The 21,367-nt window shown below is 65.1% G+C and carries 19 protein-coding genes; 11 read left to right on the top strand and 8 right to left on the bottom strand.

Translation table 11 applies throughout. From position 1 onward, the window contains the following. Positions 1–106: 106 nt before the first annotated feature. Positions 107–1,879 carry an aspartate--tRNA ligase gene (aspS, locus tag XH81_RS36385; protein WP_028144971.1) on the top strand — a complete coding sequence of 591 codons (1,773 nt, stop codon included), beginning with the start codon at positions 107–109 and terminating at the stop codon, positions 1,877–1,879. A 132-nt stretch (positions 1,880–2,011) separates the two neighbouring features. On the opposite strand, the gene XH81_RS36390 is transcribed toward aspS, so the two are convergent. Then, positions 2,012–3,982, bottom strand: a complete 1,971-nt coding sequence (locus tag XH81_RS36390) for a hypothetical protein (RefSeq protein ID WP_028144970.1) — start codon at positions 3,980–3,982, stop codon at positions 2,012–2,014. A gap of 248 nt (positions 3,983–4,230) precedes the next feature. On the opposite strand from XH81_RS36390, the gene XH81_RS36395 reads away from it, so the two are divergent. Further along, positions 4,231–6,537: an NADP-dependent malic enzyme gene (locus XH81_RS36395; protein ID WP_028144969.1), complete on the top strand. Its 2,307-nt coding sequence runs from the start codon at positions 4,231–4,233 to the stop codon at positions 6,535–6,537. A gap of 298 nt (positions 6,538–6,835) precedes the next feature. Continuing rightward, on the top strand, positions 6,836–7,288 hold the full coding sequence (locus XH81_RS36400; RefSeq protein WP_028144968.1) for a DoxX family protein: 453 nt from the start codon (positions 6,836–6,838) through the stop codon (positions 7,286–7,288). Between the two features lie 4 nt (positions 7,289–7,292). Here the strand turns inward: XH81_RS36400 and XH81_RS36405 are convergent, their stop codons facing one another. The 4 genes from XH81_RS36405 to XH81_RS36420 all read right to left on the bottom strand — a co-directional run bounded on the left by XH81_RS36405 (position 7,293) and on the right by XH81_RS36420 (position 11,292). Next, positions 7,293–7,844: a dihydrofolate reductase gene (locus XH81_RS36405; protein ID WP_028144967.1), complete on the bottom strand. Its 552-nt coding sequence runs from the start codon at positions 7,842–7,844 to the stop codon at positions 7,293–7,295. 7 nt (positions 7,845–7,851) lie between these two features. After that, positions 7,852–8,877 carry a polysaccharide deacetylase family protein gene (locus tag XH81_RS36410; protein WP_028144966.1) on the bottom strand — a complete coding sequence of 342 codons (1,026 nt, stop codon included), beginning with the start codon at positions 8,875–8,877 and terminating at the stop codon, positions 7,852–7,854. 165 nt (positions 8,878–9,042) lie between these two features. Further along, a complete protein-coding gene (locus XH81_RS36415) occupies positions 9,043–9,612 on the bottom strand; it encodes a glutathione peroxidase (protein ID WP_028144965.1) in 570 nt (189 codons plus the stop codon). Between the two features lie 93 nt (positions 9,613–9,705). Continuing rightward, a complete protein-coding gene (locus tag XH81_RS36420; RefSeq protein ID WP_028144964.1) occupies positions 9,706–11,292 on the bottom strand; it encodes a L,D-transpeptidase in 1,587 nt (528 codons plus the stop codon). Between the two features lie 208 nt (positions 11,293–11,500). Here XH81_RS36420 and XH81_RS36425 point away from each other — a divergent pair, with 208 nt between their 5' ends. The 3 genes from XH81_RS36425 (at position 11,501) to XH81_RS36435 (ending at position 13,255) form a co-directional block, all read left to right on the top strand. Further along, on the top strand, positions 11,501–12,049 hold the full coding sequence (locus XH81_RS36425; protein WP_028144963.1) for a CreA family protein: 549 nt from the start codon (positions 11,501–11,503) through the stop codon (positions 12,047–12,049). A gap of 386 nt (positions 12,050–12,435) precedes the next feature. After that, positions 12,436–12,855: a hypothetical protein gene (locus XH81_RS36430; RefSeq protein ID WP_131233220.1), complete on the top strand. Its 420-nt coding sequence runs from the start codon at positions 12,436–12,438 to the stop codon at positions 12,853–12,855. Positions 12,856–12,889: 34 nt separating this feature from the next. Then, positions 12,890–13,255 (top strand): hypothetical protein, encoded by a 366-nt coding sequence (locus XH81_RS36435; RefSeq protein WP_028144962.1) that lies wholly within the window; start codon positions 12,890–12,892, stop codon positions 13,253–13,255. Here the strand turns inward: XH81_RS36435 and XH81_RS36440 are convergent, their stop codons facing one another. Both XH81_RS36440 and pdxR read right to left on the bottom strand, forming a co-directional pair. Further along, positions 13,256–13,501: a DUF6719 family protein gene (locus XH81_RS36440; protein ID WP_028144961.1), complete on the bottom strand. Its 246-nt coding sequence runs from the start codon at positions 13,499–13,501 to the stop codon at positions 13,256–13,258. 67 nt (positions 13,502–13,568) lie between these two features. Further along, the gene (gene pdxR, locus XH81_RS36445) at positions 13,569–15,059 is read right to left on the bottom strand and encodes a MocR-like pyridoxine biosynthesis transcription factor PdxR (RefSeq protein ID WP_028144960.1); all 1,491 of its coding nucleotides are present in this window, start codon (positions 15,057–15,059) and stop codon (positions 13,569–13,571) included. 76 nt (positions 15,060–15,135) lie between these two features. Between pdxR and XH81_RS36450 the strand changes: the two genes are divergently transcribed. The 5 genes from XH81_RS36450 to kynU all read left to right on the top strand — a co-directional run bounded on the left by XH81_RS36450 (position 15,136) and on the right by kynU (position 20,351). After that, entirely contained in the window at positions 15,136–15,861 is a 726-nt protein-coding gene (locus XH81_RS36450) for a pyridoxamine 5'-phosphate oxidase family protein (protein ID WP_028144959.1), read from the top strand. A gap of 54 nt (positions 15,862–15,915) precedes the next feature. Next, positions 15,916–17,193 (top strand): ArgE/DapE family deacylase, encoded by a 1,278-nt coding sequence (locus XH81_RS36455; RefSeq protein WP_028144958.1) that lies wholly within the window; start codon positions 15,916–15,918, stop codon positions 17,191–17,193. Positions 17,194–17,443: 250 nt separating this feature from the next. Beyond that, positions 17,444–18,253, top strand: a complete 810-nt coding sequence (locus XH81_RS36460) for an alpha/beta hydrolase (RefSeq protein ID WP_028144957.1) — start codon at positions 17,444–17,446, stop codon at positions 18,251–18,253. A gap of 36 nt (positions 18,254–18,289) precedes the next feature. Continuing rightward, a complete protein-coding gene (gene kynA, locus XH81_RS36465; RefSeq protein ID WP_028144956.1) occupies positions 18,290–19,129 on the top strand; it encodes a tryptophan 2,3-dioxygenase in 840 nt (279 codons plus the stop codon). A 19-nt stretch (positions 19,130–19,148) separates the two neighbouring features. Then, positions 19,149–20,351 (top strand): kynureninase, encoded by a 1,203-nt coding sequence (gene kynU, locus XH81_RS36470; protein WP_028144955.1) that lies wholly within the window; start codon positions 19,149–19,151, stop codon positions 20,349–20,351. A 169-nt stretch (positions 20,352–20,520) separates the two neighbouring features. Here kynU and XH81_RS36475 read toward each other — a convergent pair whose 3' ends face one another. Continuing rightward, positions 20,521–21,309: a cobalamin-binding protein gene (locus XH81_RS36475; RefSeq protein ID WP_028144954.1), complete on the bottom strand. Its 789-nt coding sequence runs from the start codon at positions 21,307–21,309 to the stop codon at positions 20,521–20,523. Between the last annotated feature and the right edge of the window lie 58 nt (positions 21,310–21,367).

Raw genomic sequence — 21,367 nt, forward strand, 5'->3', positions numbered from 1 at the left:
CCTTGGTTGCCGCCTCGGGTCTCGTCGGGTAAACCCTGCCGCAATCTCGGACCGGCCATGACAGGCCGTCCGATTCGCTTCCTCCGACATCATTTTTGGGACGACCATGCATCGCTACCGGTCACATACATGCGGCGCGCTCCGCGAGAGCAACATCGGCGAGACGGTCCGCCTGTCAGGCTGGGTCCATCGCGTTCGCGACCATGGCGGCGTGCTGTTCATCGACCTGCGCGACCATTACGGCCTGACCCAGTGCGTGGTCGATCCGGACTCGCCGGCGTTCTCGCTGGCCGAGAAGCTGCGCTCGGAATTCGTGGTGCGGATGGACGGCAAGGCCCGCCGCCGCCCCGAGGGCACCGACAATGACGATCTGCCGACCGGCAAGATCGAGATCTACGTCACCGAGATCGAGGTGCTGGGTCCGGCCGGCGATCTGCCGCTGCCGGTGTTCGGCGACCAGGAATATCCTGAAGACATCCGCCTGAAGTACCGCTTCCTCGATTTGCGCCGGGAGAAGCTGCACCAGAACATCATGACGCGCGTCGAGATCATCAAGTCGATGCGCAGGCGCATGGAGGGGCAGGGCTTCTTCGAGTTCAACACGCCGATCCTGACCGCGTCCTCGCCGGAAGGCGCACGCGACTTCCTGGTGCCCTCGCGCATCCATCCCGGCAAGTTCTATGCGTTGCCGCAGGCGCCGCAGCAGTACAAGCAGTTGCTGATGATGTCGGGCTTCGACCGCTATTTCCAGATCGCGCCCTGCTTCCGCGACGAGGACCCGCGTGCCGACCGCCTGCCGGGCGAGTTCTACCAGCTCGACGTCGAGATGAGCTTTGTGACTCAGGAAGACGTGTTCGCGGCAATGGAGCCCGTGATCACCGGCGTGTTCGAGGAGTTCGCCAAGGGCAAGCCGGTGAGCAAGAACTGGCGCCGGATTCCGTTCGCCGAGGCCTTGCGCAAATACGGCAGCGACAAGCCGGATTTGCGCAACCCCATCGAGATGCAGGACGTCTCCGAGCACTTCCGCGGCTCCGGCTTCAAGGTCTTCGCGCGCATGCTCGAAGACCCCAAGAACCAGGTCTGGGCGATCCCCGCACCGGGCGGCGGCAGCCGCGCCTTCTGCGACCGCATGAACTCGTGGGCGCAGGGCGAGGGCCAGCCTGGCCTCGGCTACATCATGTGGCGCGAGGGCGGCGAGGGTGCAGGTCCCCTTGCGAACAACATCGGGCCTGAGCGCACCGCTGCGATCCGCGCACAGATCGGCGTGAAGGAAGGCGATGCCGCCTTCTTCGTCGCCGGCGATCCCGACAAGTTCTGGAAGTTTTCAGGGCTCGCCCGCAACAAGGTCGGCGAGGAATTGAACCTCACCGACAAGGAGCGGTTCGAACTCGCCTGGATCGTCGACTTCCCGATGTACGAGTACAACGAGGATGACAAGAAGGTCGACTTCTCGCACAACCCGTTCTCGATGCCGCAGGGCGGCCTCGACGCGCTGCAGGGCCAGGACCCGCTCACCATCAAGGCGTTCCAGTACGACATCACCTGCAACGGCTACGAGATCGCCTCGGGCGGCATCCGTAACCATGTGCCGGAGGCGATGGTGAAGGCGTTCGAGATCGCAGGTTACGGCGAGCAGGAAGTGGTCGACCGCTTCGGCGGCATGTACCGCGCCTTCCAGTACGGCGCCCCGCCGCATGGCGGTATGGCCGCGGGCGTCGACCGCATCGTGATGCTGCTGTGCGGCACCACGAATTTGCGCGAGATCTCGCTGTTCCCGATGAACCAGCAGGCGATGGATTTGCTGATGGGCGCGCCGTCGGATGCGACCACAAAACAGCTTCGCGAGCTGCATGTGCGGGTGAACCTGCCGCAGAAGTGAGTGGTGCGTGCCCCGGACGCAGCGCAGCACGCAGTGATGCGCTGCTGAGCCGGGGCCCACATTTCGGCACAGCAGGCTTTCTCCCGGACGCGCAGCGTCACTGCGTGCCGAGGCGCGTCCGGGACACGAGAGCTACAATCCCGTCGACGCCTCGATCCTGAACTGCGCCAGTGCGCCCTCGGGGTCGCTTTGCGACAGCTGCATCAATTGCATCAGCGGCACCTTGGCGCGGGGCGTTAGCTTGACGGTCAGCGTCTGCCCTGACGTCTCCACGAAACCGGCGAGCGCATCGACCGCCATTTTCACGTCGCCATTGGCCCCTGTGATCTTCTCACCCTGCGCCCTGATCATCGCGACGATGGCGCCGCGTGCGGCGTCGCGGCTGACGTCCTGCATGCGCGCGAACTGCGCCACGACGAGATCGACCACGCCGCTGTCGCGCAGTGAGAGCTCGAACGTGCCGGTCTCGACCTGCGCCGCCTGGCCCATCGCCTGCACCGGGTCGGTCGTGAACAGGCTGCGCGGGACGTTGGCAAGCCCAAAGCGGGCCTGCGCCTTGGCAAGGTTGCCGAGATCGAGCGTGGCCGGCGCGAGCGCGAATGCGCCGGACGATTCCGTCCAGGCCGCACCGAGATCGAGGTCGATCGCGAGCTTGTCCACGCCTGCCATGATCAGCGGCCGTTGCGCCGGATTGGCGGGATCTGCCGGCGCGACCATCCTCACGACCAGATTGGCCTTGCTCGGAATCGATCCGACCAGCTGGCCCCAGTTCAGGCTGATCGTGTCGATGGTGACGAACTGCCGCGTATTCTTGTAGGGCGCCACCACGCCCTTGATCTCCGCGCCTTCGAGCACGCGGAACAGGCCGAGCATCTGATCGGGCGAGGGCGGCTGCCCGTGGCTGCTGAGCCCCGCCGCCCAGCGCATCAGGTTTGCCGCGCTGAACGATTTCAGCGCGAACCGCTCCATCTTGAACTGCCCTTGCGGCGAGGGCGTATCGGCGCCCTCGACCGCGAACTCACCCTCCCGGTATCTGACGGCATTGATCCTGGCCATCCCTTGCGGCGTGCCCATGGATGACTTGCCGACCTCGATCTTGCCGATGCGAAATCCATCATAGAACCCGGCGAGCTTCTCCATCATCTCGCGCGATTGTGCGACGGTCGGGACCACCGACCGGTCCGTCGGCAATAGCGCAATGATTTCGGCCGGCCGGAATTTTGACGGTTGCACCGCGATGTCCTCGAAGGTGATACCGTCGATGTCCATCCGAATGCCCTGGGTCGATTTGAGCACATAGGGGCCGGCCGAGATCTGGCGGTAGACGCGATGATAGCTGTCGTCGCCGGTCTTCTGCGGATCGAGCGCCGCGGCGATCGCGGTCGCGTCGAAATCGTTGACGACGACGTTGGAGAGGTCGCCGGTCAGCTTGTCCTGCTTGCCCGGTTGCGGCACGTCGATGGTGAAGACGGCGCGGTCCGCTTTCATTGCATCGATCTTGCCGCGCTTGAGATTCTGGATTGCCAGCCCGGAATAGGCGACCTCGCCGCTGCCGGCGGCGCTGCCGCTCGCATCGAAGGTCATCGTCAGCGTCGGAGCCGTGACTGACGATGCCGTGATGCTGGCGTACTGATCGAGTACATAACGGTAAAGCTCGATCAGGGATCCGCCCGTCGGCGCATTGCCGGCGTGAACGGGGCCGGCATAGTCACGCAAGGTGAGTTGCGGAATCTTGTAGGACGCCTTCAGCTTCGCGGCGCCGACCTGGTCCAGCGCGACTTCGAAACCCGTGACGTCGATGCTGTCGGCCGAGAAGCTGTTATCGTCGATCAGGCGAACGCCGGCGCCCTTGATGCCGGCAATCTTGATCTGCGCCTGCGGCTGCTCGCCGGGAGCGATCGTGATATCCTCGATCGTCAGCGTGCGCGTCCCAAGTTCGAACCCGATCTTGCCATGGCTCGCCTTGCCGCCGCCTGCGCGTAACTGCTCGAAGGCTGCCTCGACCTCGCTCGTCGCCCGATGCTGGACATAGAGGTTGAAGCCGAACCATCCGCCCGCGCCGAGTACGGCTGCCACGATCAGGCCGATCAGGATTCGCTTCATTCCCAGCTCCAGTTGCTCGTTTTGCACCGCGCAACCTGCCATATTCGCGAAACGCCGCGTGGTCCAGGGAAAGCTATGGTTTTCAAATATTTGACCGCGCGCCCTGTTGATGGGCGCGCAATCGGATGTTGCCACCGGGGCGCCCGGCGTGCTTCATCCCGTTTCCATGACCCGGAAATACGGTCCGCTTGGACAGCCGCTTTCGGATCGTGCATTTTTGAGGCCGGTAACGCGAGGCGAGACACCGCATGTCGTCCTATTCTGATGATCTCCACCAGGCGGCGCTCGCCTACCATCGTCTGCCGCGCCCTGGAAAGCTCGAGATCCAGGCAAGCAAGCCGCTTGCCAACCAGCGCGACCTCGCGCTGGCCTATTCGCCGGGCGTCGCCGCGGCCTGCACCGAGATCGCCAAGAACCCGGCGGAAGCCGCCACGCTGACTACCCGCGCCAATCTGGTCGCCGTGGTCTCCAACGGTACCGCCGTGCTCGGCCTCGGCAATATCGGCCCGCTGGCATCCAAGCCGGTGATGGAGGGCAAGGCCGTCCTGTTCAAGAAATTCGCCGGCATCGACGTGTTCGACATCGAGATCGCCGCCGACACCATCGATCGCGTGGTCGAGACTGTGGCGGCGCTCGAACCGACCTTCGGCGGCATCAATCTGGAAGACATCCGCGGACCGGAATGCTTCGAGATCGAGGCGCAGCTCAAGGAGCGCATGAAGATCCCGGTCTTCCATGACGATCAGCACGGCACCGCCATCATCGTCGCCGCCGCCATCACCAACGGCCTCAGGCTGAACGGCAAGAAACTCTCCGACGTCAAGATCGTGGCGTCCGGGGCAGGGGCCGCGGCGATCGCGACGCTCAATCTTCTGGTGTCGATGGGCGCGCAGCGCAAGAACATCTGGGTCTGCGACATCGACGGCCTCGTGCATGAGGGCCGCAACACCACGATGGACCGCTGGAAGGCGGTCTATGCGCAGAAGACTGACAAGCGGACGCTCGGCGACGTCATCGGCGGTGCCGACATCTTCATCGGTCTCTCGGCGCCCGGCGTGCTCAAGCCGGAGATGGCCAAGGCGATGGCCGACAAGCCGCTGATCATGGCGCTCGCCAACCCGACCCCGGAGATCATGCCGGAGGAGGCGCGCAAGGTGCGCCCTGACGCCATGATCTGCACCGGCCGCTCCGACTATCCGAACCAGGTCAACAACGTCCTCTGCTTTCCCTTCATCTTCCGCGGCGCGCTCGATGTCGGCGCCAGCGCCATCAACGAGGAGATGAAGCACGCCGCCGTCGAGGCCATCGCGCAGCTCGCGCGCGAGGCGCCGTCGGATGCGGTCGCCCAGGGTTTCGACACTGGCGAGACGCAGGGTTTTGGCCCGGGCTCGCTGATCCCGAGCCCGTTTGATCCCAGGTTGATTTTGCGCATCGCGCCGGCGGTGGCGAAGGCGGCGATGGAGTCGGGGGTGGCGACGCGGCCCATCACCAATTTCGACGAGTACACCGCGCTGCTCGAGCGCTTCGCCTTCCGCTCCGGCCTCGTCATGAAGCCGATGTTCGCCAAGGCCAAGACCCAGCCGGTGCGCGTGATCTACGCCGAAGGCGAGGACGAGCGCGTGCTGCGCGCCACGCAAGTGGTGCTTGAGGAGAACCTGGCGCGGCCGATCCTGGTCGGCCGTCCTTCGGTCGTGGAAGCGCGCATCCAGCGCTTCGGCCTCTCCATCCGCGCCGGCAAGGATTTCGACCTCGTCAATCCCGAGGACGATCCGCGCTACCGTTCCTACGTGCAGTCCTATGTCGAGGTCGCCGGCCGCAGGGGCGTGACGCCGGATGCGGCGCGCACGGTGGTGCGTACCAACAACACGGTCATCGCTGCGCTCGCGGTGACGCGCGGGGAGGCGGATGCGATGCTCTGCGGCGTCGAGGGCCGATACATGAGCCATCTTCGCCATGTCCGCGAGATCGTTGGTTTTTGCCCGGGCATCAGCGACTACGCGGCGCTGGCACTGCTGATCACCAGCAAGGGCGCCTTCTTCATCGCCGACACGCAAGTTCGCCCCAATCCGAGCGCGGAGGAACTCGCCGAGATCGCTTCGCTCGCCGCGGTCCACGTTCAGCGCTTCAACATCAAGCCGAAGATCGCCTTCGTCTCGCACTCGGATTTCGGCAGCTACGACACCGATTCCTCGCGCAAGATGCGCCGCGCGACCCAGCTGCTCAAGGAAAAGCATCCGGAGATCGAGGCCGACGGCGAGATGCAGGGCGATACTGCGCTCTCCGCTGCCGCGCGAAAAATGGTGCTGCCGCATTCCAATCTCGAGGGCGAGGCCAACATCCTGATCATGCCGACGCTGGACACCGCCAACGTCGCCTATCAGATGATCAAGTCGCTGGCGGACGCGCTCCCCGTCGGCCCGATCCTGATCGGCCCGGCGCGCCCGGCGCATATCCTGACGCCGTCGGTGACGGCACGCGGCATCCTCAACATGACGGCCGTCGCCGTGGTCGAAGCGCAGGAGCGCGCGGCCCGGCAGCCGACGCTGTTTACGTAAGGGACCGTTCAAGTAAGATTCTCCGAACTCGTCATGCCCGGGCTTGTCCCGGGCATCCACGATCTTCGTGCCGCGGGACAGGCCGTGGATGGCCGGGACAAGTCCGGCCATGACGCAGAGAGAGAGTGGTGGTCGAATTCGTCCCGGTAGTTCGACTCCGGTAGCGAGCGCCACTACACTGTCCGCCTCGCCAACGTTGAATTACTTTCAGTTCTCCATTTCCCCGTTTGTAAAGCGGCGCGCAACTCTTCATAATCCTTGCGCGTTCCGTGCTTAGCGCTTTGCCAAGAGGCCGATCATGCCAGCGTTCGTGACTTTCGGGCGAATCCTGTTCGCCGTGCTGTTCATCTACACGGGCGCGACCAAGCTCTTTGCCATCCAGGCGACGGCCGACTTCATCGCCACCAAGGTCGTGGTGCCCGACATCGTCGCCCCTTACGCCAAGCAGGTGGAGACGGCCACCGCCATGACCACGCCGCAACTGCTGGCGATCGCGGTCGGCGCGCTCGAGATCATCGCGGGGCTGATGATCGCGCTGAATTTCGGCGCGCGGTTCTTCGCGATGCTGCTGATCGTCTATGTCGCGGTCGCGACCGTGCTGTTCGACGATTTTTGGAACCAGGCGCCGCCCGACAACGCGAAGATGGTGGTCGACGCGCTGAAGAACCTTTCGATCATCGGCGCCTTGTTCATGATCATGGGATACGGCCGCACCACGCGTCCGGCCGAGGCGGCGTACGGGGACGTCTGACGGCCTACGTTCGGCGCCAGGGTGTCACAGTCACCTCATGCGCCGCGTCGAGCAGATACGGCGTGCCCGGCTTCAGGCCGTGCGACGCCAGCACCTCATGCGGGCTCCGCTGGGGCACGCCGACGAAGCAGCCTTCGCCGCCGGGCAGGCGCACATGCGGGGCTTCCGACAGCCAGAAGGTATCGTAGCGGCCCATGAACATCTCGAACACGGCGGGGCCGCCGATGATGGCGACCATGCCGGAGGCGACATCGGCAAAGGCGCAGGCCTCCTCGAAGCTCGCCTGTTTCGGATTCCACAGCGTTGCGTTCGGCATCTCCGGATCGACGGAGAGCGCCTTGATCTTGCGGGTCAGGATCAGCCGCTTGCGCTTCGGCGAATTCGGCTGCTGCTCATGCGAGTTGCGGCCGTGCACGATCAGCGCGGCGCGATCGAGCGCCTGCTCGAAGAACAGCTTGTCGCCGTCGAACTTCAGGCTGTCGGGCATGACGTGGCCGGCGTCGGCGAGCATGCCGTCCGCCGAGACGATGACGTAGCCTTCGATACGGAAAGACAATGGCCGTCTATTCGGAAACGGTCGTCACCACGGAATTGACCGGGCGCTGGCTCACCGTCGGCAGCTTGGCGTCCTTGAGCAGCTCCTGGTCGTATTCGGGCAGCGACGAGGCCGGGAATTTGGCGCGCATCGCCACCACCTTGTAGCCACCCGCCTTCAGGCGCTTGAGCAGCTCGGGCAGGGCCTCCGCCGTGTGCTTCTGGAAGTCGTGCATCAGGATGATGCCCTTGCCCTTGGTGTCGAGCTTCTTCATCACGGTCTCGACCACCTTCTCGGGCTTGGAAGCCTTGAAGTCGAAAGAGTCGATATCGCAGGAGAAGATCGCGGTGTTGCGGTTGCCGAGATAGGTGACCATCTCCGGCGGATGCTGAAGCGCCGGGAAGCGGAAGAACGGCGAGGGCGAGATGCCGCCGAGCGCCCACTTCACCGCGGACAGGCCCTTCTCGATCTCTTCCTTGCGCTGCGCTTCGTTAAGCTTCTTGTTGTTGAGATTGGCGTGCGACCAGGTGTGGGTGCCAACGGTGTGGCCGGCGTTGTAGACCTGCTTCAGGATCTCGGGCTCATAGGTCGCGTGCTTGCCGATCGAGAAGAAGATGCCGGTGGTGCATTCGTCGGCGAGCGCCTTCAGCACAGCGGGCGTGTTCTTGGGCCAGGGGCCGTCGTCGAAGGTCAGTACCACCTCCTTGTCGCGCAGGAAGTCGAGCTCCTTGAAATGCTCGAAGCCGAAGCCCGGACCGCCCGTGGTGTCGATCTCGACGGTGCGGGCGACACCGAGCGCGCCCGGCGTGTTGCAAGCCGCGCGGGCCGGCTGCGGCGCCTGCTTGGGCGGAGGCGGATTGACGAAGCCTGCCGGCGCGGCGGCGGCCGCGGGAGCTGCTGGCGGAGCGGCAGCAGGCGCAGCCGCTGCCGGCGTCGCCGCGGGTGCGGCTTGCGTCGCAGCTGCGGGCTTTGCGGCCGGGGTCTGCGACCATGCTGCGCCGGTCATCGCAACCGACATCGCGCTTGCCAAAATCAGTCCTGCCGCCACACGCATGGTGTTGTCCTCGAGATTGATCCCGTTGTTCCGCCGCTGCTTTTCGCCCCCGGCAAAAACCGTCCTGCCCCAAACGATCCTAGCCTAGATGGTGGGCCATCGCCATTGCAACGGCTGTTTGGCATCCCGCCACAATTGTGCCCAGCCGGATTGGGGCGCCGCGCGTCAACTGTCGGCCAGCGTCCTGGCAATGGCCGTCTTGATCCGCGTGTCGGCCGGTTCGACCGCGGACGGAAAGACCTCGACGATGTAGCCGTCGCGGCCGATCAGATATTTGTGGAAGTTCCAGCGCGGAACTTCGCGCGGGCGCGCATCGGCGGCCCATTTGTAGAACGGATGCGCCTTTGCTCCGACGACGTTCACCTTGGCTGCGATCGGAAAGGTAACACCATATTGGTGGTGCGCGGTCTCGGTGATCTCGCTGCTGCCGCCCGGCTCCTGGCCGCCGAAATCGTTGGAGGGCACGCCGATCACGGTGAGCCCGCGCGCACGAAACTCGTTCCAGATCTCCTGCAGGCCGGCATATTGCGGCGTGTAGCCACAGAGCGATGCGGTGTTGACCACCAGCAGCGGCTTGCCAGTGAAGGCGGCAAGGCGGATGTCGTCGCCGGACAAAGCGGGGAAGGAAAAGGCGTAGGCCGAGATCCGGCTCATGCCGCCATCGGCCAGTGCGCGCGTTGCCGGCGCGAGCATGCCTGCAAGCGCCGCGGTGAGCACGGTTCTGCGATTCATCATGACGGCGTCCCCCGAAATGATCCGGGCCGGATGTTACTCCGCCGCTGCGACCTGCCTCGTCAACACCGCGTTATCGACGCGCCGTGAAACAGGTCAGTACAGGCGGACGATGAAGTCGGTGCCTTCGCCGGTCTCGCCCTGGTTGATGCCCTGGTCCGAGATGATGATCGAGCCGCCGGATGTCAGCATCTCGTTGATCTTCGCCATGGTGTCGGCGGGGATAGAGACGCGGTCGAGGGCCGCGGCCGGGCTGTCCGGCGTGACCACGGGCTTGGCAGCCACAGGCTTGGCGGCGACGGGGATCACCGCAGCGTCACCCTTGCGGCGCGTGAGGCGGCTGTCGTCCTCGCGGGCCGCGGAACGGGCGGAGACCGGAAGCGACACCACCGACCAACGCAGCGCATTGGAGTCGGTCTTGTCGAGCTCGGCGGTGAAGATATGCGTGCCGAGCGGACGGTCGCTCGTGGCGATCGTGATCGGGACCTCGAACAACGGCGCGAAATTCTGCCGTACGTAGAGCTTGGAATCCTTGCGGCTGATGAAGACGGCGATCTGGCCGGCCCGCTTGGGCGCTTCCGGCTTTGCGGCCGCCGCCGGTTCGGCAACGCGGCCGTCATCCTTCTTCGCGTCGGGCGAGGCGGCGAGCGCAGGTGCAGTGGCCGGCGCATCGGGCGTCTTCGCGGAGTCCGCGGCTTCCGTCTTGACCGGCTCGGTCTTGACAGCTTCGACCTTGTCGGTGGCCGGCTTGTCGTCGCTAGCCGGCTTGGCGGCTTCCTCCGATTGAGGCTTGGCGGCGTCGGATGCCTCGGCCGTCTTGGTCTTGTCGGCCGGCACGGCGGCTTCGTCGCGGGCTGACGCATTGCCCGTGGTCACATCCGACATCACGACGTGTCCGACGGACGTGCGCAGCTCGAGCACGCTGTCGGCGCTGGCAGTTTTGGTCTCGGCGCCTTTGGTCAGCGCGGCGCCCTTGTCGGCCTTGTCGCCGACATTGGTCTGCGGCTCGAGGCTGGCGGCAGGCGGCGGCGGCACGCGCACGGAGGCGAGCAGGGGGTGGGAGAAGTTATGCGGCGTCATCTCGCCGGGCGCGACGATGACGCGCGCGCCCATCCTGGTCCAGTTCCACATCTTCACCGCGAACGCCATCGGCATGCGGATGCAGCCATGCGAGGCCGGATAACCCGGCAGCACGCCGGCATGCATGGCGACACCGGACCAGGTGATCCGCTGCATGTACGGCATCGGCGCGCCGCTATAGATGTTGGAGTGGTGGAATTTGTGCTTCTGGATGACGCTGAACACACCCATCGGCGTCGAATGGCCCTTCATGCCTGTCGACACCGGAGATTCCGCGAACACGCCGTTGGTGTCGTAGACCGTGACCTTCTGCCGGTCGATCGAGACGACGATGACCAGCGGCCCTTGGGGCTTGGTCCCGGCTTCCTTCCCGGCGACAGCTTCCTTCTTGACGGCAGCGCCGCGCTTCTGCGGCTTCTGGCGCGGTATTTCGGGATGCCGGTCCTGCCGGGCGTAATAGGACCCGTCGGAATAATCCGTCCAATAATAAAATGCAGCGTCTGCCTGGCTGGTCGCGCCGATCACACCCGCCGCCGTCAAAATGGCGACCTGCCACAGCCGCGCCGGCTTGGCAGAAAAACCCGACCCGTTCACGCTGTTCATCCTCGAATCCATAATCCAAATCAGAAGTTAGTCTCGCAGAGGGGATACGCGTTCACCAGCAGGGCGGTTCTGCCATCAGCTACATTTGTCCAAGTCGTAGCAAAAAAGCCTCACGGAGCGGTAAACGGCGGCCGCGCCCGTCTGTCCGTCGTCTTCCTGAGCGGCTGCCTCATGCCTACATTGTGGCGACTTGTTAGCGGAGAACTTCATGTCATCTCGTTTCCTCGGTCTTTCTGGCATCCGATTGAAAGGCTTAGCTTTCTTCCTCCTGGCTCTGGTCGTGCAGTCGGCGTCCGCTTCGGCTGCCGACGAGCCCGATCTGATCTTCCGCCGCTCCACCGTGTTCAAATGGATGAGCCCGAACGACAAGCTCGCGACCTATGGTCTCGACGATCCTGAAGTCGAGGGCGTCGCCTGTCATTTCACCGTGCCGGAGAAGGGCGGCTTCAAGGGTTGGCTGGGCCTTGCCGAGGAGGTCTCGGACATCTCGCTGGCCTGCCGCCAGGTCGGCCCGATCAAGTTCAAGAACAAAATGGAGCAGGGCGACGACATGTTCCGTCAGCGCCGCTCGCTGTTCTTCAAGAAGATGCAGATCGTGCGCGGCTGCGACGCCAAGCGCAACGTGCTGGTCTACATGGTCTATTCGGACAGGCTGATCGAGGGCTCGCCGAAGAACTCGACCTCGACCGTGCCGATCATGCCGTGGGGACCGACGGACGCAAACGTCCAGAAGTGCGGCGAGTTCTTCACTCAGTGACGCGCTTGCGTTCACTCAGTGCCGCGCTTGGGTTCACTCAGCGCGGCTGGCCCGCGGTTTGACAAGGTGCGAGCCGGTCAGGCGCACGAACGCTTGTGGCGCGGCTTCAAAGCCGCGGCCAGACTGCAACGACATTGCGCCGGCTGAGGCGACGCGATTCGACCGTTGATCTCCGCGGTCCGTCCGTTGGTCCGCCTCGCGCGGCATTGCGCGATCTTGCGCCACCATAATAGCCATTCCTCAAGTAAACGCGCCCGGTGATCCGGGCGTCCTGGCTTCGATGGCTTGGGTCGCGGCCGACGTGCCCTCGGTTCGACCCAGCCTTCGTTTGCCGTTCCATTCAGCAGAAAAACGTAAAATGCGTGTGAAGCGGGTAAGGCGCGAGCATGACGGCGGCTGCGTCTGGTGTGGTCGCGCACCGCAGCCGGAACTTGGCAGGCTACTTTGATCTGCGGCGAGACCCATCTGAAATGATTGGTCTTTTCGGAGAATTATGTCGTCGTCCCGGGCTCGACGAAACAATTCTCACGGAGATGAAACCATTTTGCGCTTTTGGCGCATCACGCGCGAAACCGCCCATGGTTATCAGCTTCACAACGAACGACGGCGCATCGCCGGCCACCGAATTCGGAGACAAGACCATGCGCGCGCTCAGCTTCATCCTTGCCTTCGGTTTGGTGATTGCAGGCTCTTCGTTCGCGGGCGCGCCGGACGGCGGTCTCCCCGGTGTCGGCACCTTCCAGTACAGCGGCTCGCCGATCACCCCCACGGCGTCGCAGTCGATCGTGGTTGCCGCCCGCTTCTGATCGATAACAAGAAAATCAGCCGATAAAGGCCATCATGATCGTTCGATTTTGCGCCGCTGCGTTCGTGTCCGTTCTGACGATCAATGCCGCCCAGGCGCAGGTGCGCGCTCCCACCAGGTTACCGGATCCCCGCACTGAGTTCGTGCGCCAGTGCGCGCCGCGGATGCTTGGGCGGTGGGAACATCCCGAGGAAGTCTGCGGCTGCCTGCACGATCACGCCGCGGCGGCCGTCGAGGACCGCGATCTGCGCGAAGCGCTGTTGCGCGGCATCAGCGAGACCGGCGTGCCCACCATCGAGACCGACTGGGTGCCGACGTCCAAGCAGGGCGAGATCGGTCCGACCTTCACCAAGATCGCCAAGCCGACCTTGCAGTGCATGTTCGATCCGGCGAAGCAGTAATTATTTCGTCTTCGGACCGTAGCGCGGCACGCAAGCGCTGGTGCGCGCGACGCCCTTATCGGTCATCTTCGTTCCGCGCACTTCCTTGACCTGTCCGGCGGGGCAGGTTCCGTCGTCCACCTGCACGCGCTGACCTAGCTTGAGATCGACGATGTCCTGCTCGCGTCCGACCGTGACGGCGTGCGCCGTCGTCACTAGCGCGGCGGAGATCAGGACTGAGAGGCAAGCTGCACGGCGGAAAGGCATGGCGAAAGATCCCGGCATTGATACCGCAATGTAAGGACGGGCTCGCGATTCTGATAGTGAACCTTTGTCAGGGCCCCCGGGCGGATCTGTTCCTCGTGCGCAGGGCGGTGCGCGATTCCCGCGCGAGCCGTTCGGCGGAGGCGATGAGCTGTGGAACCGCGTGGCCGGAAAATCCCAGCACGAAGCCAGGCAGAGGGCGCGCGCGCGAATAGGTGTCGGCCAAGAGCCAGCCTTCCGCGCCGGCCGCGTGCTTGGCCCGCGCTGCCACCGAAAGGTCGACCGAGCGATCAAACCGGGCGACCAGATGCAGGCCCTGCGATGGCACTGGTACCGAGAGCGCGCCATCGGATGCGGCTTCCAGCGTTTCGGCCAGCACATCGCGGGCGTCGCGATAGAGTTTTCGCACGCGCTTGAGGTTGGCGGCGAAGGCGCCGGAGTTGAGCATGTCGGCGACCGCACCTTCCATCAGCGTGCCGGGGAAGCGGTCGAGCGCCGCGCGCGCAGCCGTCACGTCCGCGATCAGGCGTTCGGGCAGGGCGCAATAGCCGATGCGCAGGCCGGGAAACAGCGTCTTGGCAAACGTGCCGAGGTAGATCACGCGCTGGAGGCGATCGATGCCGGCGAGCGACATCAGCGGTGCGCCGTCATAGCGAAACTCGCTGTCGTAATCGTCCTCCAGTACGAATGCGCCGGCCTGCCTGGCCCAGTCCAGAAGCTCGAGCCGCCGCGGCATCGACATCTGCACGCCCAGCGGAAACTGATGCGACGGCGTGACATAGGCCGCGCGCGCGTTGGGGCCGGCAGTGCGTCCCTTGGCGACCTGCATCCCGTGCTCGTCGACCGGAACCGGCACGGCGCGATAGCCGCAATGCGCGATGGTTTTTCGCGCGGCGGGGTAACCTGGGTCCTCGCACCAGACCTGGTCGTTGGGCTTGAGGATCGCGCTCAGCACGATGCGCAGCGCATGCAGCGTGCCCGACGTCAGCATGATCTGATCGGGGTCGCAGCGCAGGCCGCGCGCCGACAACAGATGATCGGCGATCGCCGCGCGCAGCTCGCGGCTGCCGCGGGGATCGCCATAGTGAAGGTGCTCAGGCCCGAAGGCGCGCATGCGTCGGCCGACGAAGCCGCGAAAACGCTGCACCGCGCGTTCGTCGATATGGGTGCAGCCGAGCGCGAAGGCGCCTTGCCCGGGCGTTTCGACGATGGCCTTCGGCTTGTCCGGCTCGGCCGTGCGCGCAGGAATGCGCGCGGCGACGAACGTTCCGGAGCCGACGGTCGCCTCGGCGAAGCCGTCGGCGATCAGGCGCTCATAGGCGATGACGACGGCGTTGCGCCGAAACCCGGTCTGCCTGGCCAGCGTTCGCGACGGCGGCAGCGGCTCGCCGGGCTTGACGAGGCCGGAGACGATCATCTCGCACAGCGCCTGATAGAGCCGGTGTGCGGCGGAGGCGCCTGGCGTGACGTGCGGGCCTGTGAGGTCGAGCGGCAGCTCGGTCTTTGTCGGCAAGGAAGGCCTGGCCGGTGAGGGGAGAGAATTGGTCGGAATATTTCGCATGGAATTGGAACTATCGCAGACCAAATGCGCCGCTACAACTGCTTCCAGATTTCTTCCAATCCGAGCAGGAGCGGCCGTGAGCCAGACCGAGACCTCGAATTCCTATCCGACCTCAGTGCGCAACCAGGTGAAGCGCCGGCACGACCGCGGCTTCTACGACCACGCCACGGTTCATCGCATCCTGGATTCCTCGATGCTCTGCCACGTCTCCTACGTGATCGACGGCCAGCCCTATTGCACGCCGACCTTCTTCTGGCGCGAGGGCACCAAGCTGTACTGGCATGGCTCGAGCGCAAGCCGGATGCTGCGCAGCCAGACCAAGGGCGAGCGCGTGTGTCTCACAGTCGCCCATCTCGACAGCCTCGTGCTCGCGCGCTGCGGCTTCAATCACTCCGCCGACTACCGTGCGGTGATGGCGTTCGGCACCGCCTATCTCGTCACCGACCCCGAGGAGAAGGAGCGCGCGGTGATCGCGATGGTCGACCGCTTCTTTCCGGACCGCACGGCGAGCCTGCGGGCCAGCAACACGCAGGAGATCAAGGCGACCTCCTTCATTGCGATGGAGATCGAGGAGGCCTCGGCCAAGGTCCGTGCCAAGGGTGTCGCCGACGACGACGAGGACTATGCGCTGCCGATCTATGCCGAGCGCATCCCGGTGCGCACCGTGCTCGGCGCGCCGGAGCCGTGCCCGCGCCTGCTCGACGGCGTCAGCCGGCCTGCGACGCTGAATGGCTATTCGGAAGGCCGCCTGCTCGAAGATGCATTGCGGGATGCTTATTTTGTGGAGTACCCGAACGGCTGAAATCGGCTAGCTTGCGCGCTCCTTGGGAACCATTGGAATGCCGGGAGTTGCCTGATGAATGCCGAAACGCAGCAGAGGATTCTTGACGCCGTCGATGCCGGCTTCGAGGCCCAGCTCGCCACCACACGCGATTTTGTCGCAATCCCTTCGACCCGCGGGGCGGAGGGGCCGTGCCAGGACATGATCGGCGACCTCCTGCGCGCGCGCGGCTACGAGGTCGACGACTGGCACATCGACGTCGACGATCTCAAGGACCTGCGCGGCTTCGGCCCCATCGAGCATGACTTCTCCAAGGCGCGTTCGGTGGTGGGCACCTACCGTCCGCAAACGAATGGCGGCAAATCGCTGATCCTGCAGGGCCACTGCGACGTCGTGCCCGCAGGCCCCCTGGAACTGTGGGACACGCCGCCGTTCTCGCCCGTCATCAAGGACGGCAAGATGTTCGGCCGCGGTGCCTGCGACATGAAGTCTGGCACCATCGGCGCGCTCTATGCGCTGGATGCGATCAAGGCCGCGGGCTTCAAACCGACGGCACGGATTCACTTTCAATCCGTGATCGAGGAGGAGAGCACCGGCGTCGGCGCGCTGTCGACGCTGCAGCGCGGCTATCGCGCGGACGCCTGCTTCATTCCGGAGCCGACCGGCGGCAAGATGGTGCGTTCGCAGGTCGGCGTGATCTGGTTTCGCCTGCGGGTGAAGGGGCACCCGACCCATGTCGCGTTTGCCGGCTCCGGCGCGAACGCGATCATGGCCGCCTATCATTTGATCCAGGCGCTGCAAAAGCTCGAAATCGAATGGAACGAGCGCGCCAAGGCTGACAGGCACTTCAAGACGCTGAACCATCCCATCAACTTCAACCCCGGCATCATCAAGGGCGGTGATTGGGCCTCCAGCGTGCCGGCCTGGTGCGATGTTGATTGCCGGATCGCGGTGTTGCCGGGCTGGTCGATTGCCGATCACCAGAAGGAGATCACGGCCTGCGTCGCCGCTGCCGCGCGCAACCACCGCTTCCTCGCCAACAATCCGCCGGAGATTGAATGGTCCGGCTTCCTGTCGGAGGGCTATGAACTGACCGACGCGGCGGCACCGGAAGCCGCGTTCGGCAATGCGTTCGACAAGGTCTATGGCGGCATGCCGGAGGATCTCGTCTTCACCGCGCTCACCGACACCCGCTTCTACGGCCTCAACCACGGCATCCCGAGTCTCTGCTTCGGCGCCAGCGGCGGCGAGATGCACGGCTTCAACGAATATGTCGAGCTGGAGTCGCTGAAGAAGACGACCAAGGCGATGGCGCTGTTCATCGCGGAATGGTGCGGGGTGGAGAAGGCGTAAAGGTCTGGTGTCCCGGACGCGGGGCAGCGCGAAGCGGTGCGCCGCCGAGCCGGGACCCATGTTGCGGCAGAGGCGCTGGACCCCGGTTCAGCAGCGCATCGTTGCACGCTGCGCTGCGCCCGGGGAACGTGCCCAACCGATCGTCGCTCGATCTGCTAGATGCTTTAAGCTTAAAAGAAAGACTAGGATGCTGGCCTGACCGGTGGCAGACTGGCGCCCGGTTCGCTGGACGAGTCCTCTGGGAGTGACAATGCGCGATTGGGATGATGCTTACGCCAACTCGGCCCACATCCCCGGCTCGGACAAGATGCCTGGACAATGGGCCGAGCGGGCGGCCGCCTACCGCGCCGGGCTGAAGGATTTTCGCGCCGACATCGCCTATGGCGCCGGCGAGCGTCAGCGCCTCGACCTGATCCTGCCCGACGGCGACAGCAAGGGCCTCGTCGTCTTCGTCCACGGCGGCTACTGGATGCGCTTCGACAAATCGACCTGGACTGATCTGGCCGAAGGCGCGCGCCAGCATGGCTGGACGGTGGCGTTGCCGAGCTACACGCTGACGCCGGCCGCACGCATCTCCGACATCACCGCCGAGATCGCCGCGGCGATCGCCAAGGCGGCTTCGCTCGTCTCCGGGCCGATCCGGCTCGCCGGCCACTCCGCTGGCGGCCATCTCGTCACCCGCATGCTGTGCGATGACAGCCGGCTGGAGCCCGCCGTCTACAACCGTATCGCCGGCGCGCTTTCGATCAGCGGCCTGCATGATCTGCGTCCGCTGCTCAAGACGAAGATGAACGAGACGCTCGGCATGACCATGGAGGAGGCGACGCTCGAAAGCGCGGCGCTGCATCTGCCGCGCGGGCATTCGCCCGTCACCGCCTGGGTCGGCGGCAGCGAGCGGCCGGAATTCATTCGTCAGTCCGACCTGATGGCCAATCTCTGGACCGGCTTCGACGTGCCGACACGCCTCGTCGTCGATCCCGGGCTGAACCATTTTACCGTGATCGACGGACTGAAGGATCCGTCATCGCCGATCACCGCGCGCCTGATCGGCCTCGACTGAGCCAAGCCGGGGAAGATCGATCGAAAGGGCCTGCCCATGACGTCCAACGATTACGATCCCACGAGAGAAGGCGCCGAGACCGATTTCGCCCGGCGGATGTCCTACGGCGACTACCTCGCGCTGGATGCGATCCTGGGCGCGCAGCATCCGTTGTCGGAAGCGCATGACGAGATGCTGTTCATCATCCAGCATCAGACCACGGAGCTGTGGATGCGCCTCGCCATCCACGAACTCAGTGCCGCACGCCGTGCCATCGCCGGGGACGAGGTGCAGCCCGCCATGAAGATGCTGGCGCGGATGTCGCGGATCTTCGAGCAGCTCAACAACGCCTGGGACGTTCTGCGCACGATGACGCCGAGCGAATACACGCGCTTCCGCTCGCAGCTCGGACAGTCCTCCGGTTTCCAGTCGCGGCAATACCGGCTGATCGAATTCCTGCTCGGCAACCGCAACCACGCCATGCTCAAGCCGCACACGCACGATGTGGAGACGACGAGGCTGCTCGAAGCTGAACTTTCGACGCCCAGCCTCTACGACGAGGTGCTCAGGCTCGCCGACCGCAACGGGCTGAAGATGCCGGCGGCGGTGCTCGCGCGCGACGTCCGCGAGACCCACAGCTTCAACGAAGGCGTGCTGCAGGCCTGGCGCGTCGTCTACGAGGCGCCGGAGACGCATTGGATGCTCTACGAGCTCGCCGAAAAGCTGGTGGATTTCGAGGATTACTTCCGTCGCTGGCGCTTCAACCACGTGACGACGGTCGAGCGCGTCATCGGCTTCAAGCGCGGCACCGGCGGCACTGGTGGCGTCAGCTATCTCAAGCGCATGCTGGAGGTCGAGCTATTCCCCGAACTCTGGCGCGTCCGCACCATTCTGTAGAAATGCCCAAGAAATATCCATGACCAGATATCGCGTCTATGACGACACCAAAGCGCTGTTCCATCTGCCTGAAGGCGTGATCTATCTCGACGGCAACTCGCTCGGCGCGCTGCCGCTGGGGGTGGCCGAGCGCGTCAACCGCGTCATCACGACCGAGTGGGGCAATGAGCTGATCCGCGCCTGGAACAGTGCAGGCTGGTATGCGCAGCCGCGCCATGTCGGCGATCGCATCGCGCGGCTGATCGGCGCGGAAGCCGGCTCGGTGATGGTCGGAGACACGCTGTCGCTCAAGGTCTACCAGGCGCTGGCCGCTGCGCTCGACATGAACGCGTCGCGCAAGATCGTGCTGTCGGACACCGGCAATTTCCCGACCGACCTCTACATGGCCGAAGGCCTGATCGCGACGCTCGGGCGTGGCCATCAATTGCGTCTGGTGGCGCCGGAGGAGATCGAGGCTGCGTTGTCGGAGGAGGTCGCGGTGCTCTACGTCACCGAGATCGACTATCGCACCGGTCGCCGCCACGACATGGCGAAGCTCACGGCAAAGGCGCATGCGCTCGGCATCGTCACGGTCTGGGATCTCGCGCATTCCGCCGGCGCGCTGCCGGTCGATCTCGCCGGGAGCGGCGCCGATTTCGCGGCGGGGTGCACCTACAAATATCTCAACGCCGGCCCCGGCGCGCCGGCCTTCCTCTATGTCGCGCCACGCCACGCCGACAGCGCGCGCGCCGCTCTGTCGGGATGGATGGGGCATGCAAAGCCGTTCGCATTCGAGCTTGGCTATGCGGCCGCAGGTGGCGTCGAACGTATGCGCGTCGGCACCCCCCCGGTGCTGGCAATGGCGGCGCTGGAGGCCTCGCTCGACATCTGGGACCGTGTCGATATGGCAGAGGTCCGTGCGCGCTCGCTGGCGCTCGGTGACTTGCTGATTGCCGAAGTCGCGCGCCGCTGCCGGTCTCTGAAGCTGGTGACCCCGCGCGCGCATGAGCACCGCGGCTCCCAAGTCTCCTTCGCCTTCGACGGCGGTTACGCCGCCATGCAGGCGCTGATCGCCCGCGGCGTCATCGGCGATTTCCGCGCGCCTGACATCATGAGGTTCGGGATTACGCCGCTGTATATTGGTGAGACCGAGGTGCTGAAGGCGGCCGAGATCATCGAGGAGGTGATCGCGGGCGAGGTCTGGCGGCGGCCGGAATATCAGGTGGTGAATGCGGTGACGTGAGGGAAGCCGTGCCCCGGAACGCGGCGCGGCGCGCCGCACTTGCGGCGTGATGCGCTGCAGAGCCTGGGCCCACGCCGCACCGTGCTCCGTCGCGAGATGGGTCCCGGCTCTGCGGAGCAACGCTGGGGCGTTGCAGCGCGTCCGGGACACGAGAGCGTCGGCGGCCGCGCTATCGGCGCTTATCCCACAACGCTGTCACGATCGCATCCAGCCCGTCCGTCAGCGCCGCCGGTCCCGGTTGCAGAATGATCGGCGACCTGATCTCGACGATACGATCGTCGCGCACGGCGGGGATATCACTCCAGCCCTCGCGCGCGCGGATGCGGGCAGAGACGACCTTCTTGCCGCACCAGGAGGCGAGGATGATTTCGGGCGCTGCCTCGCGAACCGCCTCCGCCGCAACGATGCGATCCTTCGCGGCCTGCTGATGTCTCAGCTCCGGAAAGATGTCCGTTCCGCCCGCGATCTCGATCAACTCCGACACCCAACCGATGCCCGAGATCAACGGATCGTCCCATTCCTCGAAATAAACTCTCGGTCGCGGCGAGGGGCGGGGTGTCGCGGCGATCGCGGCAAGGCGCCGCTCAAGGCCTTGCGCGAGTTCCTCCGCGCGTTTCGCCGCGCCGACCAGCGCACCGAGCGTGCGGATCATCGCCAAAATCCCGGCGACGTCGCGCTGGTTGAAGACGTGGACGTCGATGCCTGCGCGGACGAGATCGGCGACGATGCCGGCCTGGAGATCGGAGAAGGCCAGCACAAGATCCGGTCCCAGCGCCAGGATCTTTGGAATGTCCGCGGACACGAACGCCGACACCCGCGGCTTCTCGCGCCGCACCTGCGGCGGACGAACCGCGTAGCCGGACACGCCGACGATGCGATCCTGCTCACCGAGCAGGTACAGCGTTTCGACGGTCTCTTCGGTCAGGCAGACGATGCGGCGGGGCGGGAAGTGGCGCATGGCGTTCCATATGCGCAAATGCCGGGCGATGTCACGGCGGCCCATGACTTCTGACGTC

The sequence above is a fragment of the Bradyrhizobium sp. CCBAU 25360 genome, assembly GCF_028128695.1.
Taxonomy (GTDB): domain Bacteria; phylum Pseudomonadota; class Alphaproteobacteria; order Rhizobiales; family Xanthobacteraceae; genus Bradyrhizobium; species Bradyrhizobium ottawaense.

Coding starts and splice junctions, on each gene's coding strand:
- kynA (WP_028144956.1), top strand. CDS start 18,290: ATGACGTCCAACGATTACGATCCCACGAGAGAAGGCGCCGAGACCGAT.
- aspS (WP_028144971.1), top strand. CDS start 107: ATGCATCGCTACCGGTCACATACATGCGGCGCGCTCCGCGAGAGCAAC.
- XH81_RS36425 (WP_028144963.1), top strand. CDS start 11,501: ATGTCATCTCGTTTCCTCGGTCTTTCTGGCATCCGATTGAAAGGCTTA.
- XH81_RS36420 (WP_028144964.1), bottom strand. CDS start 11,292: ATGAACAGCGTGAACGGGTCGGGTTTTTCTGCCAAGCCGGCGCGGCTG.
- pdxR (WP_028144960.1), bottom strand. CDS start 15,059: ATGCGAAATATTCCGACCAATTCTCTCCCCTCACCGGCCAGGCCTTCC.
- XH81_RS36460 (WP_028144957.1), top strand. CDS start 17,444: ATGCGCGATTGGGATGATGCTTACGCCAACTCGGCCCACATCCCCGGC.
- XH81_RS36435 (WP_028144962.1), top strand. CDS start 12,890: ATGATCGTTCGATTTTGCGCCGCTGCGTTCGTGTCCGTTCTGACGATC.
- kynU (WP_028144955.1), top strand. CDS start 19,149: ATGACCAGATATCGCGTCTATGACGACACCAAAGCGCTGTTCCATCTG.
- XH81_RS36390 (WP_028144970.1), bottom strand. CDS start 3,982: ATGAAGCGAATCCTGATCGGCCTGATCGTGGCAGCCGTACTCGGCGCG.
- XH81_RS36455 (WP_028144958.1), top strand. CDS start 15,916: ATGAATGCCGAAACGCAGCAGAGGATTCTTGACGCCGTCGATGCCGGC.
- XH81_RS36440 (WP_028144961.1), bottom strand. CDS start 13,501: ATGCCTTTCCGCCGTGCAGCTTGCCTCTCAGTCCTGATCTCCGCCGCG.
- XH81_RS36415 (WP_028144965.1), bottom strand. CDS start 9,612: ATGATGAATCGCAGAACCGTGCTCACCGCGGCGCTTGCAGGCATGCTC.
- XH81_RS36410 (WP_028144966.1), bottom strand. CDS start 8,877: ATGCGTGTGGCGGCAGGACTGATTTTGGCAAGCGCGATGTCGGTTGCG.
- XH81_RS36430 (WP_131233220.1), top strand. CDS start 12,436: ATGACGGCGGCTGCGTCTGGTGTGGTCGCGCACCGCAGCCGGAACTTG.
- XH81_RS36395 (WP_028144969.1), top strand. CDS start 4,231: ATGTCGTCCTATTCTGATGATCTCCACCAGGCGGCGCTCGCCTACCAT.
- XH81_RS36475 (WP_028144954.1), bottom strand. CDS start 21,309: ATGCGCCACTTCCCGCCCCGCCGCATCGTCTGCCTGACCGAAGAGACC.
- XH81_RS36400 (WP_028144968.1), top strand. CDS start 6,836: ATGCCAGCGTTCGTGACTTTCGGGCGAATCCTGTTCGCCGTGCTGTTC.